This window comes from Pseudomonas sp. 14P_8.1_Bac3, assembly GCF_025466085.1.
GTDB lineage: Bacteria > Pseudomonadota > Gammaproteobacteria > Pseudomonadales > Pseudomonadaceae > Aquipseudomonas.
Genome location: NZ_JANLOD010000010.1, coordinates 116200 through 131664 on the forward strand (window position 1 = coordinate 116200; position 15465 = coordinate 131664).

The 15465-nt window shown below is 63.1% G+C and carries 13 protein-coding genes; 12 read left to right on the forward strand and 1 reads right to left on the reverse strand.

Annotated features, from left to right (window positions below; all coding sequences use genetic code 11):
* Positions 1-111 precede the first annotated feature (111 nt).
* The 12 genes from NTD84_RS04285 (at position 112) to NTD84_RS04340 (ending at position 11564) form a co-directional block, all read left to right on the forward strand.
* Complete coding sequence (locus NTD84_RS04285; RefSeq protein WP_262163765.1) at positions 112-2334, forward strand: DNA internalization-related competence protein ComEC/Rec2; 2223 nt, start codon at positions 112-114, stop codon at positions 2332-2334.
* A gap of 98 nt (positions 2335-2432) precedes the next feature.
* Positions 2433-3071 carry a MotA/TolQ/ExbB proton channel family protein gene (locus NTD84_RS04290; protein WP_262163766.1) on the forward strand — a complete coding sequence of 213 codons (639 nt, stop codon included), beginning with the start codon at positions 2433-2435 and terminating at the stop codon, positions 3069-3071.
* A complete protein-coding gene (locus tag NTD84_RS04295) occupies positions 3068-3499 on the forward strand; it encodes an ExbD/TolR family protein (protein WP_262163767.1) in 432 nt (143 codons plus the stop codon). The genes NTD84_RS04290 and NTD84_RS04295 overlap by 4 nt, the downstream gene beginning before the upstream one ends.
* Entirely contained in the window at positions 3499-4509 is a 1011-nt protein-coding gene (gene lpxK, locus NTD84_RS04300; protein WP_262163768.1) for a tetraacyldisaccharide 4'-kinase, read from the forward strand. Before NTD84_RS04295 ends, lpxK begins: the two co-directional genes overlap by 1 nt.
* A 24-nt stretch (positions 4510-4533) precedes the next feature.
* Positions 4534-4719 (forward strand): Trm112 family protein, encoded by a 186-nt coding sequence (locus NTD84_RS04305; protein WP_007945752.1) that lies wholly within the window; start codon positions 4534-4536, stop codon positions 4717-4719.
* Complete coding sequence (kdsB, locus tag NTD84_RS04310) at positions 4716-5480, forward strand: 3-deoxy-manno-octulosonate cytidylyltransferase (RefSeq protein WP_262163769.1); 765 nt, start codon at positions 4716-4718, stop codon at positions 5478-5480. Before NTD84_RS04305 ends, kdsB begins: the two co-directional genes overlap by 4 nt.
* Positions 5480-5944 (forward strand): low molecular weight protein-tyrosine-phosphatase, encoded by a 465-nt coding sequence (locus NTD84_RS04315; RefSeq protein ID WP_262163770.1) that lies wholly within the window; start codon positions 5480-5482, stop codon positions 5942-5944. Before kdsB ends, NTD84_RS04315 begins: the two co-directional genes overlap by 1 nt.
* A complete protein-coding gene (gene murB, locus NTD84_RS04320; protein ID WP_262163771.1) occupies positions 5941-6960 on the forward strand; it encodes a UDP-N-acetylmuramate dehydrogenase in 1020 nt (339 codons plus the stop codon). Before NTD84_RS04315 ends, murB begins: the two co-directional genes overlap by 4 nt.
* A 245-nt stretch (positions 6961-7205) precedes the next feature.
* Positions 7206-7676 carry a (2Fe-2S)-binding protein gene (locus NTD84_RS04325; RefSeq protein WP_262163772.1) on the forward strand — a complete coding sequence of 157 codons (471 nt, stop codon included), beginning with the start codon at positions 7206-7208 and terminating at the stop codon, positions 7674-7676.
* Positions 7673-9994: a xanthine dehydrogenase family protein molybdopterin-binding subunit gene (locus tag NTD84_RS04330; RefSeq protein WP_262163773.1), complete on the forward strand. Its 2322-nt coding sequence runs from the start codon at positions 7673-7675 to the stop codon at positions 9992-9994. The genes NTD84_RS04325 and NTD84_RS04330 overlap by 4 nt, the downstream gene beginning before the upstream one ends.
* The gene (locus NTD84_RS04335; protein ID WP_262163774.1) at positions 9994-10977 is read left to right on the forward strand and encodes an XdhC family protein; all 984 of its coding nucleotides are present in this window, start codon (positions 9994-9996) and stop codon (positions 10975-10977) included. Before NTD84_RS04330 ends, NTD84_RS04335 begins: the two co-directional genes overlap by 1 nt.
* Positions 10974-11564 (forward strand): NTP transferase domain-containing protein, encoded by a 591-nt coding sequence (locus NTD84_RS04340; RefSeq protein WP_262163775.1) that lies wholly within the window; start codon positions 10974-10976, stop codon positions 11562-11564. The genes NTD84_RS04335 and NTD84_RS04340 overlap by 4 nt, the downstream gene beginning before the upstream one ends.
* Before the next feature lie 101 nt (positions 11565-11665).
* On the opposite strand, the gene rne is transcribed toward NTD84_RS04340, so the two are convergent.
* Positions 11666-14920 (reverse strand): ribonuclease E, encoded by a 3255-nt coding sequence (rne, locus tag NTD84_RS04345; RefSeq protein WP_262163776.1) that lies wholly within the window; start codon positions 14918-14920, stop codon positions 11666-11668.
* Positions 14921-15465: the final 545 nt, after the last annotated feature.

The window sequence follows — 15465 nt, forward strand, 5'->3', positions numbered from 1 at the left end:
CAAGTATGTCTGGATTCTATGAGCCGCCCATTCAGACTTTGTGACAATTAATAACGACGCGGGTGCTGTGTGCCGGCTATGCCTAGGAGAGGGACTCTCAAGGACGGGCGTATGCGCACAGGGATGATGGCGCTGGCGTTGGGTCTGCTGGCCCTGCGGTTTTTGCCGGTGTTACCGCCGGTCTGGTTATGGCTGGTGTTGCCCGTAACGGGTTTGATGTTGCTGCCGTTCAGGACGTATCCATTGGCGTTTTTCCTGTTCGGTTTCAGCTGGGCGTGCGCTCATGGGCAGTGGGCACTGGATGATCGACTGCCCGCCAGTCTCGATGGCGAAACCCGCTGGGTGGAAGGTCGGGTGACGGGTTTGCCGCACAACAGTGAAGGGGTGGTGCGTTTCGAGCTGGCGGATGCGCGCTCGCGACAGGCACCGTTGCCGCGACTGATGCGTCTGGCCTGGTACGGCGGACCGCCGGTCAACAGTGGCGAACGCTGGCGGCTGGCGGTGAAGTTGAAGCGTCCCGCCGGGCTGCTCAACCCCCATTCGTTCGATTACGACGCCTGGCTGCTGGCGCAAGGCATCGGCGCAACCGGAACCATCAAGGACGGCCAGCGACTCAGCGAAGCCCGCTGGGCGTGGCGCGATGGCATCCGCCAGCGCCTGCAAGCCGTGGACGCCCAGGGACGCGCCGGCGCCCTGGCGGCACTGGTGCTGGGAGATGGCGCCGGGCTCAGTCGTGAGGACTGGCAGGTGTTGCAAGACACCGGCACCGTGCACCTGCTGGTAATTTCCGGACAGCACGTCGGTCTGCTGGCCGGCGTGGTGTATCTGCTGATCGCCGGGCTGGCACGCTACGGTGTGTGGCCGAAGCGCTTGCCGTGGTTGCCTTGGGCGTGCGGACTGGCGTTCGCGGCGGCCCTCGGCTACGGACTGCTGGCGGGGTTCGACGTGCCGGTGCGGCGCGCTTGCGTCATGATCGGCCTGGTGCTGTTGTGGCGCCTGCGCTTTCGCCACCTCGGCGCCTGGTGGCCGTTGTTGCTGGCGCTCAATGCAGTTCTGCTGCTGGATCCGCTGGCGAGCCTGCAGCCGGGTTTCTGGCTGTCCTTCGCCGCGGTGGCGGTGTTGATCTTCACCTTCGGCGGTCGCTTGGGCGCCTGGCGGTGGTGGCAAACCTGGACGCGTGCGCAATGGTTGATCGCGATCGGCCTGGGTCCGTTGCTGTTGATGTTGGGATTACCGATCAGCCTCAGTGGACCGCTCGCCAATCTGCTGGCGGTGCCCTGGATCAGTCTGCTGGTCTTGCCACCGGCCTTGCTCGGGACGCTTTTGTTGCCGCTGCCGTATGTGGGCGAAGGCTTGCTGTGGCTGGCAGGCGGGCTGATCGACTGGCTGTTCAAGGGCCTTGGATTATTGGCGGGGTACATGCCTGCGTGGGTGCCCGCGGCGATTCCAGGGTGGGCATCGGCACTGGGCGTCCTCGGCGCCTTGCTGTTGTTGATGCCCCGTGGCGTACCGCTGCGTCCGTTGGGTTGGCCGCTGCTGCTATTACTGGTTTTTCCGCCCCGCCCCTTGCTGCCCGAAGGCATTGCTGAAGTCTGGCAGCTGGATGTCGGCCAGGGATTGGCCGTCTTGGTGCGAACCCGCCATCACACGCTGTTGTATGACACCGGGCCGCGCTTCGGCGATTTCGATCTCGGCGAGCGCGTGGTGCTGCCCACTCTGCGCAAGCTGGGCGTGGACGGGCTCGACCTGATGTTGCTCAGCCACGCCGACGCCGATCATGCCGGTGGTGCGCGGGCGGTGGCCAGCGGGCTGCCGGTGAGGCAAGTGCTCAGCGGCGATCCGTTGGCGCTTCCCGACGAATTACACGCCGAGGCTTGCCAGAGCGGCCAGCAATGGGCCTGGGACAACGTGCGTTTCCAGCTCTGGCAATGGCCTTCCGCGGCGGACAGCAACCAGAAGTCCTGTGTCCTGCAAATCGAAGCCAATGGCGAGCGCCTGTTATTGACCGGCGATATCGACACCGGCGCCGAGCGCGCGCTGCTCGACAGCCCGCTGGCCGTGCCTACCGATTGGCTGACGGCGCCGCACCACGGCAGCCGCAGTTCATCCTCGATGGCGTTGCTCGCCGGGTTGCAACCCAAAGCGGTGTTGATCTCGCGCGGCCAGGGAAATTCGTTCGGTCACCCGCATCCCACGGTCATGGCCCGCTACCGGAAACGCGGCATGGCGATCCATGACAGCGCCGAGCAGGGCGCCATTCGTCTGCACCTCGGGCGCTTCAAACCGCCGTGGTCGATGCGTCAGGAACGGCGTTTCTGGCGGGCTGCGCCATAATCGCGGGTGATTGAAGCCCGACCGGATGCGACATCACGGTCTTCGGTGCGTCACCCCCCTATGGTAGAGTGGCGCACTTTTTCGAGGGGACTGACACTGTGTGGGAATTGGTCAAATCCGGCGGCTGGATGATGCTGCCGATCATTCTGAGTTCCATCGCGGCCATGGCGATCGTCGCCGAGCGTCTGTGGACCCTGCGAGCCAGCCGTGTGACCCCGGAGCATCTGCTCGGCCAGGTCTGGGTGTGGATCAAAGACAAGCAACTCAATAAAGAAAAACTCAAGGAATTGCGCGCCAACTCGCCGTTGGGCGAGATCCTGGCGGCGGGCCTGGCCAACTCCAAGCATGGTCGCGAGATCATGAAAGAGTGCATCGAAGAAGCCGCGGCACGGGTGATTCACGAACTCGAGCGCTACATCAATGCCCTCGGCACCATCGCCGCCATGGCTCCGCTCCTGGGATTGCTGGGCACCGTGCTGGGCATGATCGACATTTTCAGCGCGTTCATGGGGTCGGGCATGACCACCAACGCCGCGGTACTGGCCGGTGGTATCTCCAAAGCGCTGATCACTACCGCTGCGGGCCTGATGGTCGGTATCCCGTCGGTGTTCTTCCACCGTTTCCTGCAACGCCGGATCGATGAACTGGTGGTCGGTATGGAGCAGGAAGCGATCAAACTGGTCGAGGTGGTGCAGGGTGACCGTGACGTGGACCTGTCCGAGGGCAAAAAAGCGTGAAATTCCGCCGCAAGCAACGGGAGAATGTGGACATCAACCTCGCGTCGCTGATCGACGTGGTGTTTATCCTGCTGCTGTTTTTCGTCGTGACCACCACCTTCACCCGTGAAACCCAGCTGCGCGTCGATCTGCCACAGGCGGTCAGCGGCTCGCCGGCCGAAGACCAGCAGGCCAAGCACCTCGACGTCGCCATCAGTGCCGAAGGCGTGTTCTCGGTGAACAACCAGATCCTGCCGAAAAACGACCTCGCAACGCTGATGGATGCGCTGCAGAAAGAATCCAGCGGCGATACCAACCTGCCGTTGTCGATCAGCGCTGACGGCAAGACCCAGCATCAGTCGGTCATCACCGCCATGGATGCCGCCGGCAAACTGGGCTTCAGCCACCTGCGCATGACCACCGTCGAGGCGGCGCCGCCCGCACCCTGATGGCCATGTCCGATCGCTTGCTCGCCGCGTGGTACGAAGGTCATCCGGCCCTGAAGTTGTTGCAGCCACTGGAGTGGCTGTACCGCCGCGTCGTCACCGGCAAGCGCCAGCGCTTTCTGGCGGGGGAGGGCGAGATCTATCAGCCGCCGGTGCCGCTGATCGTGGTCGGCAACATCACCGTCGGCGGCACCGGCAAGACACCGCTGATTCTGTGGATGATCCAGCATTGCCAGCGCAGCGGCCTGCGGGTCGGCGTGGTCAGTCGCGGCTATGGCGCCAAACCGCCACAATTGCCGTGGCGCGTCGAGGCCGAGCAAAGTGCCGATGTCGCGGGGGATGAGCCGCTGTTGATCGTCCAGCGCACCGGCGTACCGTTGATGATCGACCCGGACCGTAGCAGCGCCGTCAAAGCGCTGCTGGCGAGCGAGCCACTGGACCTGATCCTTTCGGATGACGGCATGCAGCATTACCGCCTGGCCCGAGACCTCGAACTGGTGTTGATCGATGCCGCCCGTGGCCTGGGCAATAGACGTTGCCTGCCCGCCGGACCGCTGCGTGAACCGATCGAACGCCTGCGAAGCGTTGACGCCGTGTTGTACAACGGCGCCGCCGAAGACCGCGCGGACGGGTTTGCCTTTCAGCTGCAACCCACCGAACTGGTCAACCTGCTCAGCGGCGAACGGCGTCCCCTCGACCACTTTCCCGCAGGCCAGGCGCTGCACGCCGTGGCCGGGATCGGCAATCCGCAGCGTTTCTTCACAACCCTCGAGACGCTACACTGGCAACCAGTCCCCCACGCCTTTGCCGACCACGCCGAATACAGCGTGCAGGCGTTGAATTTCACCCCGTCATTGCCATTGGTGATGACCGAGAAGGACGCGGTGAAATGCCGTGCCTTCGCCGCCGCCGATTGGTGGTACCTGGCGGTCGATGCTGCGCCATCGCCGGCCTTCGTGGCCTGGTTCGATACGCAGTTGATGCGCTTGTTGCCGGCTCGTCTTTTGCCTTAAACCGTTTTTATCCAGGGAATGCTCATGGACACCAAATTGCTCGACATCCTCGCTTGCCCGGTCTGCAAAGGCCCGCTCAAGCTCAGCGCTGACAAAACCGAGCTGATCAGCAAGGGCGCCGGCCTGGCGTACCCGATTCGCGACGGCATCCCGGTGATGCTTGAAACAGAAGCCCGCACCCTGACCACCGACGAGCGCCTGGATAAATGACCACAGCCTTTACCGTTGTCATTCCATCCCGTTATGCCTCCACGCGTCTGCCGGGCAAACCACTGCTGTTGATCGCCGGCAAGCCGATGATCCAGCACGTCTGGGAGCAGGCGAGCAAGAGCAGCGCCGAGCGCGTGGTCGTGGCCACCGACGATGCGCGCATTGTCGAGGCGTGCAACGGGTTTGGCGCTGAAGTGGTGCTGACCCGCGAAGATCACAATTCCGGCACCGACCGCTTGGCCGAAGTCGCCGAAAAGCTCGGTCTGGCCTCCGACGCGATCGTGGTCAACGTCCAGGGTGATGAACCGTTGATCCCGCCGAGCGTCATCGATCAGGTTGCCGCCAATCTGGCCGCCCACACCGAAGCGCGCATGGCGACCCTGGCCGAGCCGATCGAAGACGTGGACACCCTGTTCAATCCCAATGTGGTCAAAGTCGTCAGGGATCTCAACGGCCTGGCGCTGACGTTCAGTCGAGCAACCCTGCCGTGGGCCCGCGATGCCTTCGCCAAGAGCCGCGAGCAACTGCCGGAAGGCGTGCCGTATCGCCGTCACATCGGCATTTATGCCTACCGCGCCGGTTTCCTGCATGACTTCGTCAGCTGGGGCCCGTGCTGGCTGGAAAACACCGAATCCCTGGAACAGCTGCGTGCCCTGTGGCACGGCGTGCGGATTCACGTCGCCGACGCGCTGATCGCACCGCCCACCGGCGTCGACACCGTCGAAGACCTCGAGCGCGTTCGTCGCCTGCTGGAGGCCTGATGCGGGTTCTGTTCGTCTGCCTGGGCAATATCTGCCGTTCCCCGACGGCCGAAGGCGTGCTGCGGTATAAATTGCGCGAAGCGGGGCTGGCCGATCAAGTCGAAGTGGCCTCCGCGGGCACCGGTGACTGGCACGTCGGCAGGGCGCCGGACAAACGCAGCCAGGCCGCGGCCAAACTGCGCGGTTACGACCTGTCCGCACAACGCGCCCAGCAAGTGACCCGTGCCGATTTCGCCCGCTACGACCTGATCCTGGCGATGGACCACAGCAATCTACGCAACCTCCAGGCCTTGCAACCGGCCAAGGGCAAGGCCGAGCTGGACCTGTTCCTGCGTCGTTACGAATCGGACATCGACGAAGTCCCTGATCCGTACTACGACGGCGATCAGGGCTTTGAGTGGGTGCTCGACTTGATCGAGCGCGCCAGCGACCGGCTGGTGATCGAATTGAAGGGCCGGTTATGAGTTTGCAGGTACAGCCACAGGTTTCGCTCAAACCGTTCAATACGTTTGGCGTGGATGTTCAGGCCCGGCTGTTCGCCGAAGCCCACAGCGATGCCGACGTCCGCGAGGCGCTGGCCTACGCCGCGGACCATAACGTGCCACTGCTGGTGATCGGCGGCGGCAGCAACCTGCTGTTGACCGCCGATATCCAGTCGCTGGTGCTGCGCATGGCCACGCGCGGGATACGGATTCTGAGTGATGACGGCAGCAAAGTCGTCATCGAAGCCGAGGCTGGCGAGCCGTGGCACCCGTTCGTGCAGCACACCCTGGCGCAGGGCTTGTCGGGGCTGGAAAACCTCAGCCTGATCCCCGGGACTGTCGGCGCGGCACCGATGCAGAACATCGGCGCCTATGGTGTGGAGATCAAGGACGTGTTCGCCGGCCTGACCGCCCTCGATCGCCAGACCGGCGAACTGCGGGACTTCACCCTGGATGAGTGCAACTTCGCCTACCGCGACAGCCTGTTCAAACAGCAGCCGGGGCGTTGGCTGATCCTTCGGGTGCGGTTCGCCCTCAATCGCGCCGCGCATTTGCATCTGGAGTACGGGCCGGTGCGTCAGCGCCTGACCGAGCAGGGCATCGAGCAGCCAACCGCCACCGATGTCAGCCAGGCGATTTGCAGCATCCGCAACGAAAAGCTCCCGGACCCGGCGGTGCTCGGCAATGCCGGCAGCTTCTTCAAGAATCCGTTGGTGCCCGCTGCGTTGGTGGCGCAACTCAAGGGCGAATACCCGGACCTGGTGGCCTACGCGCAACCCGACGGACAGATGAAACTGGCGGCAGGCTGGCTGATCGAGCGGGCAGGCTGGAAAGGCTTCCGCGAGGCCGACGCCGGTGTGCACAGGTTGCAGGCGCTGGTGCTGGTCAACTATGGCGCAGCCACCGGCCTGCAATTGCTGGATCTGGCGCAGCGTATCCAGAAAGATATTGCCGAACGGTTTCATGTCGATCTGGAAATGGAGCCCAACCGGTATTGAAGCTAAGCTCTCAAGACGGATGACCCAGCCCTGTACAACATCCATTGTGCAGGGCTTTTTTGTTAATGCTGGGTTAACCCGGCCACCTGACGATCAAGCGTTTGTTTCATCAAAGGCCCGATGCAGACGCTTCCGTCTGGATAAGAGAGCCCCATTAGCCTGAGCCGATCTGCGTAATGCCAACCGCCAATCCTCGGCGGCAGATTGCTCGACCCCATAACCTTTACAACTATGCGGGCGTGCCCATGATTACCCTGAAGCTCAATGGTCAAGACCATCAACTGGATGTTACCGAGGACATGCCGCTACTGTGGGCGATCCGCGACGTGGCGGGTTACAACGGCACCAAATTCGGCTGCGGCATGGGCCTGTGCGGTGCCTGCACCATCCATATCGAAGGCGCCCCGGCGCGCAGCTGCATCACACCGATCGGCTCGGTGATCGGCCAGAATGTCAGCACCATCGATAACCTGCATGCCGACCCGGTCGGGCAAATCGTCCAGCAGGCCTGGCTCGACACCGCTGTGGCGCAGTGCGGTTTCTGTCAGGGCGGGCAGATCATGTCGGCGACGGCGCTGCTCAAGACCAACCCGAACCCGAGCGACGAACAGATCGAAGAGGCGATGGTCGGCAATATCTGCCGCTGCGGCACCTACAACCGCATCAAGACCGCCATCCGCCAGGCCTCCACTCACCTGAAGGAGGCCAAGGCATGAGCCGGTTACCGAACGATTTTGCCCTGAGCAACCTCAGCCGCCGTGGTTTTCTCAAAGGCGTCGGCGCTACCGGGGCATTGGTACTCGCCGCGAGTTGGGGCTGGCAGGACGCTTTTGCCGCCGAGAAAGAGAAGAAATTCGGCGCCGACGGCATGCCCCATGGCTGGATCGATGACCCGAAGGTGTACGTCAGCATCGCCGCTGATGGCACGGTGACGGTGGTCTGCAACCGCTCGGAAATGGGCCAGGGCGTGCGCACCAGCCTGAGCATGGTCGTGGCCGACGAGCTGGACGCCGACTGGGCGCAGGTGAAAGTGCAGCAGGCGCCGGGCGACGAAGTGCGCTTCGGCAACCAGGACACCGACGGCTCCCGCAGCATGCGCCACTGGTACGAACCGATGCGCCGCTGTGGTGCCGCCGCGCGGACCATGCTGGAACAGGCCGCCGCCGACCAGTGGAAAGTCCCGGTCGGCGAGTGTCACGCACAACTGCACAAGATCATCCACACACCGACCGGCCGCGAGCTGGGCTACGGCGCAGTAGCCGCTGCGGCCGGTGCGCTGGCGGTGCCGGCCCGCGACACGCTGCGCCTCAAGGAGCCTTCGGAGTTCCGTTACATCGGCAAGGAAGGCACCCGGGCCATCGATGGTGCAGACATCGTCAACGGCCGCGCGATCTACGGCGCCGACGTGCATTTTGACGGCATGCTCTACGCCACCATCGCCCGTCCGGCGGTCTACGGCGGCAAGGTCAAATCCGTGGATGACAGCGCCGCGCTGAAAGTCCCCGGGGTACTGAAGGTCATCCAGATCGAAGGTCGCCCGTTGCCCTCGGAATTCCAGCCGCTGGGTGGAGTGGCCGTAGTGGCCAGCAACACCTGGGCCGCCATCAAGGGCCGCGATGCACTGAAAATCGAATGGGACGACGGCCCTAACGCCAGTTACGACTCGATTGCCTATCGCAAGGAACTGGAAGCCGCGTCCCTGAAACCGGGGAAAGTGGTGCGCAATACCGGCAACATCGATGAAGCCATGGGCAGCGCCAGCAGCACGTTGGAAGCGTCTTACTACTTGCCGCACCTGGCGCAGGCACCGATGGAGCCGATGGTCGCCATCGCACGTTACAACAACGGCGTGTGCGAAGCCTGGGCGCCCAGCCAGGCGCCGCAGGTTACCCGTGAGCGAATCGCTGAACGCCTCGGCTTGCCGTTCGATAACGTGACGTTCAACGTCACCTTGCTCGGCGGCGGTTTCGGGCGTAAATCCAAACCGGACTTCATCATCGAAGCGGCCGTGCTCGCCAAGGAATTCCCCGGCAAAGCCGTGCGGGTGCAATGGACCCGTGAAGACGACATCCATTGCTCGTATTTCCACACCGTCTCGGCCGAATACCTCAAGGCCAGCCTGAACAAGGACGGTTTGCCGTCCAGTTGGCTGCACCGCACCGTGGCGCCAAGCATCACGGCGTTGTTCGCGCCCGGGATGAACCACGAGGCGCCGTTCGAACTGGGCATGGGGTTCACTAACCTGCCTTACAACTTTCCTAACGTACGCCTGGAAAATCCGGAGGCGGCGATTCATACGCGTGTCGGCTGGTACCGCTCGGTGTCGAACATTCCTCACGGTTTTGCGATCCAGAGTTTCATTGATGAACTGGCGCACAAGGCCGGTGAGGATCCGCTCAAGTATCAGATCAAATTGCTGGGGCCGGACCGTCAGATCGATCCGCGCACCTTGAGCGAAGAGTGGAACTACGGCGAGTCGCCGGAGCGTTATCCGATCGACACCGCGCGGGTGCGCACCGTGCTGGAAACTGCTGCGAAAGCCGCCGGTTGGGGGCGCCAGTTACCCAAAGGCCGCGGCTTGGGGCTGGCGGTGCATTACAGCTTCGTCACCTATGTGGCGGCGGTGATCGAAGTCGAGGTCAAGGACGACGGCACCTTGATCGTGCACAAGGCGGATATCGCCGTGGATTGCGGTCCGCAGATCAACCCTGAGCGGATCCGCTCGCAGTTCGAAGGCGCCTGCGTGATGGGCCTGGGCAACGCGGTGCTGGGGGAAATCAGCTTCAAGGACGGCAGGGTCCAGCAAGACAACTTCCACATGTACGAAGTGGCGCGCATGTCCCTGGCGCCGAAGGAAGTCGCCGTGCACCTGGTGACGCCGCCGGGCGTCGTGCCGTTGGGTGGTGTCGGCGAGCCGGGCGTGCCGCCGATTGCGCCGGCGCTGTGCAATGCGATCTTCGCCGCCACGGGCAAGCGCATCCGTAACCTGCCGGTTCGCTATCAGCTGCAGGGCTGGCAGAAGGCTGAAGCCTGATGGACAGCGTCGACCTGAACGTTCTGCGCAGCGTGCTGGAATGGCGCCGCGCCGGTCAGCGGGTGGTGTTGTACAGCGTGGTCCAGACCTGGGGCACCGCGCCCCGGGCACCTGGCGCCATGCTGGCCTTGCGCGAAGACGGAGTGGTGATGGGTTCGGTGTCGGGTGGTTGCGTCGAGGATGACCTGATCGCCCGGCTGCACGACGGCCGAATTCCCGCCGACGGTCCGCCGGTGCAGTTGATCACCTACGGCGTCACCCGCGAGGAGGCCGCACGTTTTGGTCTGCCGTGCGGCGGCACTTTGCGTCTGACCGAAGAGCGTGTCGGTGACCCTGCCTGGGTTGCCGAATTGCTGGCGCGCTGCGAAGGCCATGAAATCGTCGCGCGTTCGCTGGACATCGCGACCGGTGAGGTGGTGTTGCAGCCAGCGGACAAGAGCGATGTGCTGACATTTGATGGCGACACCCTGCGCGCGATTTACGGACCGCGGTGGCGGTTATTGCTGATCGGTGCGGGACAATTGTCCCGTTACGTCGCGGAGATGGCACGAATGCTGGATTTCGAAGTGCTGATCTGCGATCCACGCACCGAGTTCGTCTACGGTTGGGAAGAACAGCACGGACGCTTTGTCGCAGGCATGCCGGACGAAGCGGTGCTGAACATTCAGACCGACGAACGCACAGCCATCGTCGCGCTGACCCACGATCCGCGCCTGGATGACATGGCGCTGCTCACGGCCCTCGACTCCAAAGCGTTTTATGTGGGCGCGCTGGGCTCGCGGGTCAACAGCCTGAAGCGCCGGGAAAACCTGGCTCAGCTAGGCTTGTCAGCGGAAGCCATCGAGCGCTTGCATGGCCCGATTGGTTTGCACATCGGCAGCCATTCCCCGGCGGAAATCGCCTTGTCGCTGCTGGCTGAAATCGTCGCGACCAAGAACGGCGTCGAGCTGAAACAGAAGAGGCCGTTGCAGGAGGTGGTATGAGTGAGTCGATCGGCATCATCGTGTTGGCGGCAGGGCAGGGCAGCCGCTTCAGGCAGGTGGCGGGTGCCGACAAGGACAAGTTGTTGGCGGACTGTACGGGCCGCGATGGCGCCGTTCGTTCGGTGATCGAGCAGGTGTTGGCAAGTTTGCCGGCTGATCTGACGAAGCGCGTCCTGGTGACCACCGAGGAGCGCCCGCAGGTGCTTCGTATGGCACAGGCTTACGGGTTCGAGATTGTGCTGGTCGAATCGACCGGCATGGGCGACAGCATTGCGGCCGGAGTCGCGGCGTGTCCGCAGCTCGGCGGCTGGTTGATTGTGTTGGGCGACATGCCGTTTATTTTGCCGTCCACGATCGAGCGGGTGGTGGCAGGGATTGCGGACGATGGAATCAGCGTTCCGGTGATGAACGGCGAGTACGGACACCCGGTGGGTTTCGGGCGCACGTTTGGGCCGGGGTTGATGACGTTGGCGGGGGATCGCGGGGCCAAGCCATTGTTTGCGTCGGCCAGGGTAGTCGAGGCGGTGGTGGAAGATCCTGGGGTGTTGTGGGATGTCGATACACCTGAAGCTTTGGTCTTTGCCTGATAGATCGCTTTCGAACGATAACGCGGTCTATCGGCTTGAACGACAGACATAAAAAAGCCCCGCCTGGATCACCAGGCGGGGCTTTTTAGTGGCCGATGGAATCAGACGAGAGGTTTAGGCTCGTGCTCTTTTTCCAGGGCTTGCTCGTGTTGCTCTACTGCGTCCTGAACGGAGCGCGGCGCTTCATGGATCACCGAATCAACCGGTTCGGCAGCCACTTCAGCAACCGGGGCCGGAGCGGCCTCGACAACTTCAGCCACAACCGGGGCCGCTTCGACAGGCGCCGGAGCAGCAGCGGCAGCCTGTTCGGCTTCCTTCTGCAGGCGCTCTTCTTCACGCTTGCGACGACGCACTTCACGTGGGTCGTTTGGCGCGCGGCCGCTTGGCGTCAGGGCGCTGACCGGAGCAGCTTCAGCGACCGGCGCTTTTACTTCAGCGACAACCGGCGCTTCAACCACTGGAGTCGGTTCTGCAGCCGCGACGACGGGTTCAGAAACCATGGCTTCAGTCGTCTCAGGCTCAGCGACTGGCGCTGGAGCTGGCGTTTCGGCAACGGCTGATTCCGCAACCCAGTTGAACGCGGTTTGCTCTTCGCGAACTTCACGAACCGTTTCGGTGACTGTCTCAGCAGCGGTTTCAGCGGCCGGCTCTGCAACCACGACAGGTGCCTCGGCCACGATCGCCGGTTCAGCGGCAGCTTCAACCTGAGGCGGTGCTTCCTGGACCGGTGCCACTTCGATTTCCGGAGCGGAAGTTGTTTCCACAGGGGTAGTCGCTTCGACAACTGGCGCTTCGACTGGAGCTGTTTCCAGGGTGGCGGCAGTGGCGCGCTCGGCTTGCTCGTTGGCTTGTGCTTCGGCCGGAGCGCTGATCACGGTGCTGGCAACGGCTGCGGTAACAGCCAGGCCGGCGGCCAGATCGTTGGCGCTTGGGGCTTCGCGGCCTTCTGCACCTTCGTTGCCTTCGGCGGATTCCGATTCTTCCGAACCTTCGATCACGTTGCCGTTGGCATCGCGTTGACGCTCGCGACGGTTGCTGCGACGACGCTGGCCACGGGAGCGGCGGCGTGGACGATCGCCTTCGGCGCCATCCTGACCGTCTTCCTGCAGCTGCTCTTCGTTGCCGGTCAGTTCTTCTTCAGCCACGGCAGCAGCGGCCTGCTCGGCACGCGGTTGACGTTCTTCACGCGGTGGGCGCGGAGCACGCTCTTCACGTGGCTGACGGGCCGGACGCTCTTCGGTGGTAGCGGTCGCAGCAGCGGCCACAGCCGGAGCGGTAGCGTCCAGCGGTTCACGCAGCTCACGGACTCGCTCTTCACGCTCGCCACGTGGCTTACGGTCTTCGCGAGGTGCGCGCGGTGCACGTTCTTCACGAGGGGCGCGTGGTGCGCGCTCTTCACGAGGAGCACGTTCTTCGCGAGCGACGGCCGGGGTTTCTTCACGGGCTTCACGGGCTTCGCGTGGCTCGCGCGGTGCGCGCTCTTCACGCGGTGCACGTTCCTCACGAGGCTTGCGCTCTTCATCGCGGCGACCGTTACGGTTGCGGCTCTGCTGACGACCGTTGCGACGCTCTTCGTTGCGGGCCGGACGCTCGGTGGTGGCTGGCTTTTCAATCACGACCGGTGCCGCAGGCTCTTCCTTGGTGGCGAACAGGCTGACCAGGGATTTCACCAGGCCTTTGAACAGGCTTGGCTCTGGCGCGGCGACCGGTGCAGCAACAGGGGCGGCGACGACTTCGGTCGGAACCGGCGCGTTGGCGCGGGCCGGCGCCGTCTTGACCGCGGCTTCCTGGCGAACCAGGGTGCGGGTCGCAGCGGCTGGCTGGACTTCTTCGACTTCGGCAGCGGCAGCAGCGATTTCGTAGCTGGACTGGTTGATGCTGGCTTCCGGGCTGTCATCGCGCAGACGCTGGACTTCGAAGTGCGGCGTTTCGAGGTGATCGTTCGGCAGAATGACGATGCGGGCACGGGTGCGCAGTTCGATCTTGGTGATCGAGTTGCGTTTTTCGTTGAGCAGGAAGGCTGCAACCGGAATCGGCACTTGGGCACGAACTTCGGCGGTGCGGTCTTTCAGGGCTTCTTCTTCGATCAGGCGCAGAATCGCCAGGGACAGCGATTCAACGTCACGGATGATGCCGGTGCCGTTGCAACGCGGGCAAACGATGCCGCTGCTTTCACCCAGCGATGGACGCAGGCGCTGACGGGACATTTCCAGCAGGCCGAAGCGCGAGATGCGACCGACTTGCACGCGAGCGCGGTCGGCTTCCAGGCATTCGCGGACTTTTTCTTCCACGGCGCGCTGGTTCTTGGCGGGGGTCATGTCGATGAAGTCGATGACGATCAGGCCGCCGATGTCGCGCAAGCGCAACTGACGGGCGATTTCTTCGGCGGCTTCAAGGTTGGTCTGCAGCGCGGTTTCTTCGATGTCGCTGCCTTTGGTGGCGCGCGCCGAGTTGATGTCGATGGACACCAGGGCCTCAGTCGGATCGATGACGATGGAGCCGCCGGAAGGCAGTTCAACGACGCGCTGGAAGGCGGTCTCGATCTGGCTTTCGATCTGGAAACGGTTGAACAGCGGCACGCTGTCTTCGTACAGCTTGATCTTGCTGGCGTACTGCGGCATCACCTGGCGAATGAACGTCAGGGCTTCGTCCTGGGCTTCAACGCTGTCGATCAGCACTTCGCCGATGTCCTGGCGCAGGTAATCGCGGATGGCGCGGATGATCACGTTGCTTTCCTGGTAGATCAGGAATGGCGCGGAGCGATCCAGCGAGGCTTCTTTGATGGCGGTCCAGAGTTGCAGCAGGTAGTCGAGGTCCCACTGCATTTCTTCGCTGCTGCGGCCCAGGCCGGCAGTGCGAACGATCAGACCCATGTCGGCCGGGGCAACCAGGCCGTTCAGGGCTTCACGCAGTTCGTTGCGCTCTTCGCCTTCGATGCGACGGGAGATACCGCCGGCACGCGGGTTGTTCGGCATCAGGACCAGGTAACGACCGGCCAGGCTGATGAAGGTGGTCAGGGCGGCGCCCTTGTTGCCACGCTCTTCTTTTTCGACCTGAACGATGACTTCCTGGCCTTCGCTCAGGACGTCCTTGATATTGACGCGGCCTTCAGGGGCTTTCTTGAAGTATTCGCGGGAGATTTCTTTGAGGGGCAGGAAGCCGTGGCGCTCGGAGCCGAAATCGACAAAGGCAGCCTCAAGGCTAGGTTCGATGCGAGTGATTCGGCCTTTATAGATGTTGGCCTTCTTCTGCTCGCGTGCACCGGATTCGATGTCCAGGTCGTAGAGGCGTTGGCCATCTACCAGTGCAACACGCAACTCTTCGGGTTGGGTTGCGTTAATCAGCATTCTTTTCATGTAGTACCGTCGGTTTCCGGGCTGCCGGAAACGGCGTTCGGCACACACGACTTCTCACGGTCGGTGTCAGGTGCGTCGGGAGTGGTTGGCCATTCCCGTGTCCAGCGATGTCCGGCCAATGTGGGCCTTCGTCGCGACGTACGCGTCCTGCTTGCTGTGGCTACTTAAGCACTCAGTCAGGAGGAGGAATCAACCGGCGGCTGTGGACGAGATGAAGCGTCTTGATAAAGCCTAGTGCTACACAGTCCAGCGGTTGTGCATCTCCACCCTACACGTATCCCTGATAATTCGGGTGCTGCCGCGCGCAGAATCCGCAGCGGGTTGGCATTTACCGTGAGCTCCGAAAGGGGAGGCCACGCATCATGGCTAATTTAGGCGGTGTTTCCGAAGCGTTCGCTCGGGGTCGTTCGTCGCTGACTGCACTTTGTGAACTGGCCATGAATATTTGCTCGCAAGGCGAGTGAAAACTCTGCTTTGCGGCATGCTTCAGGCCTCATGTCACCTGCGCTCGTTACAACTGCAAACTCTGCCGTTTCGTAGCGAAA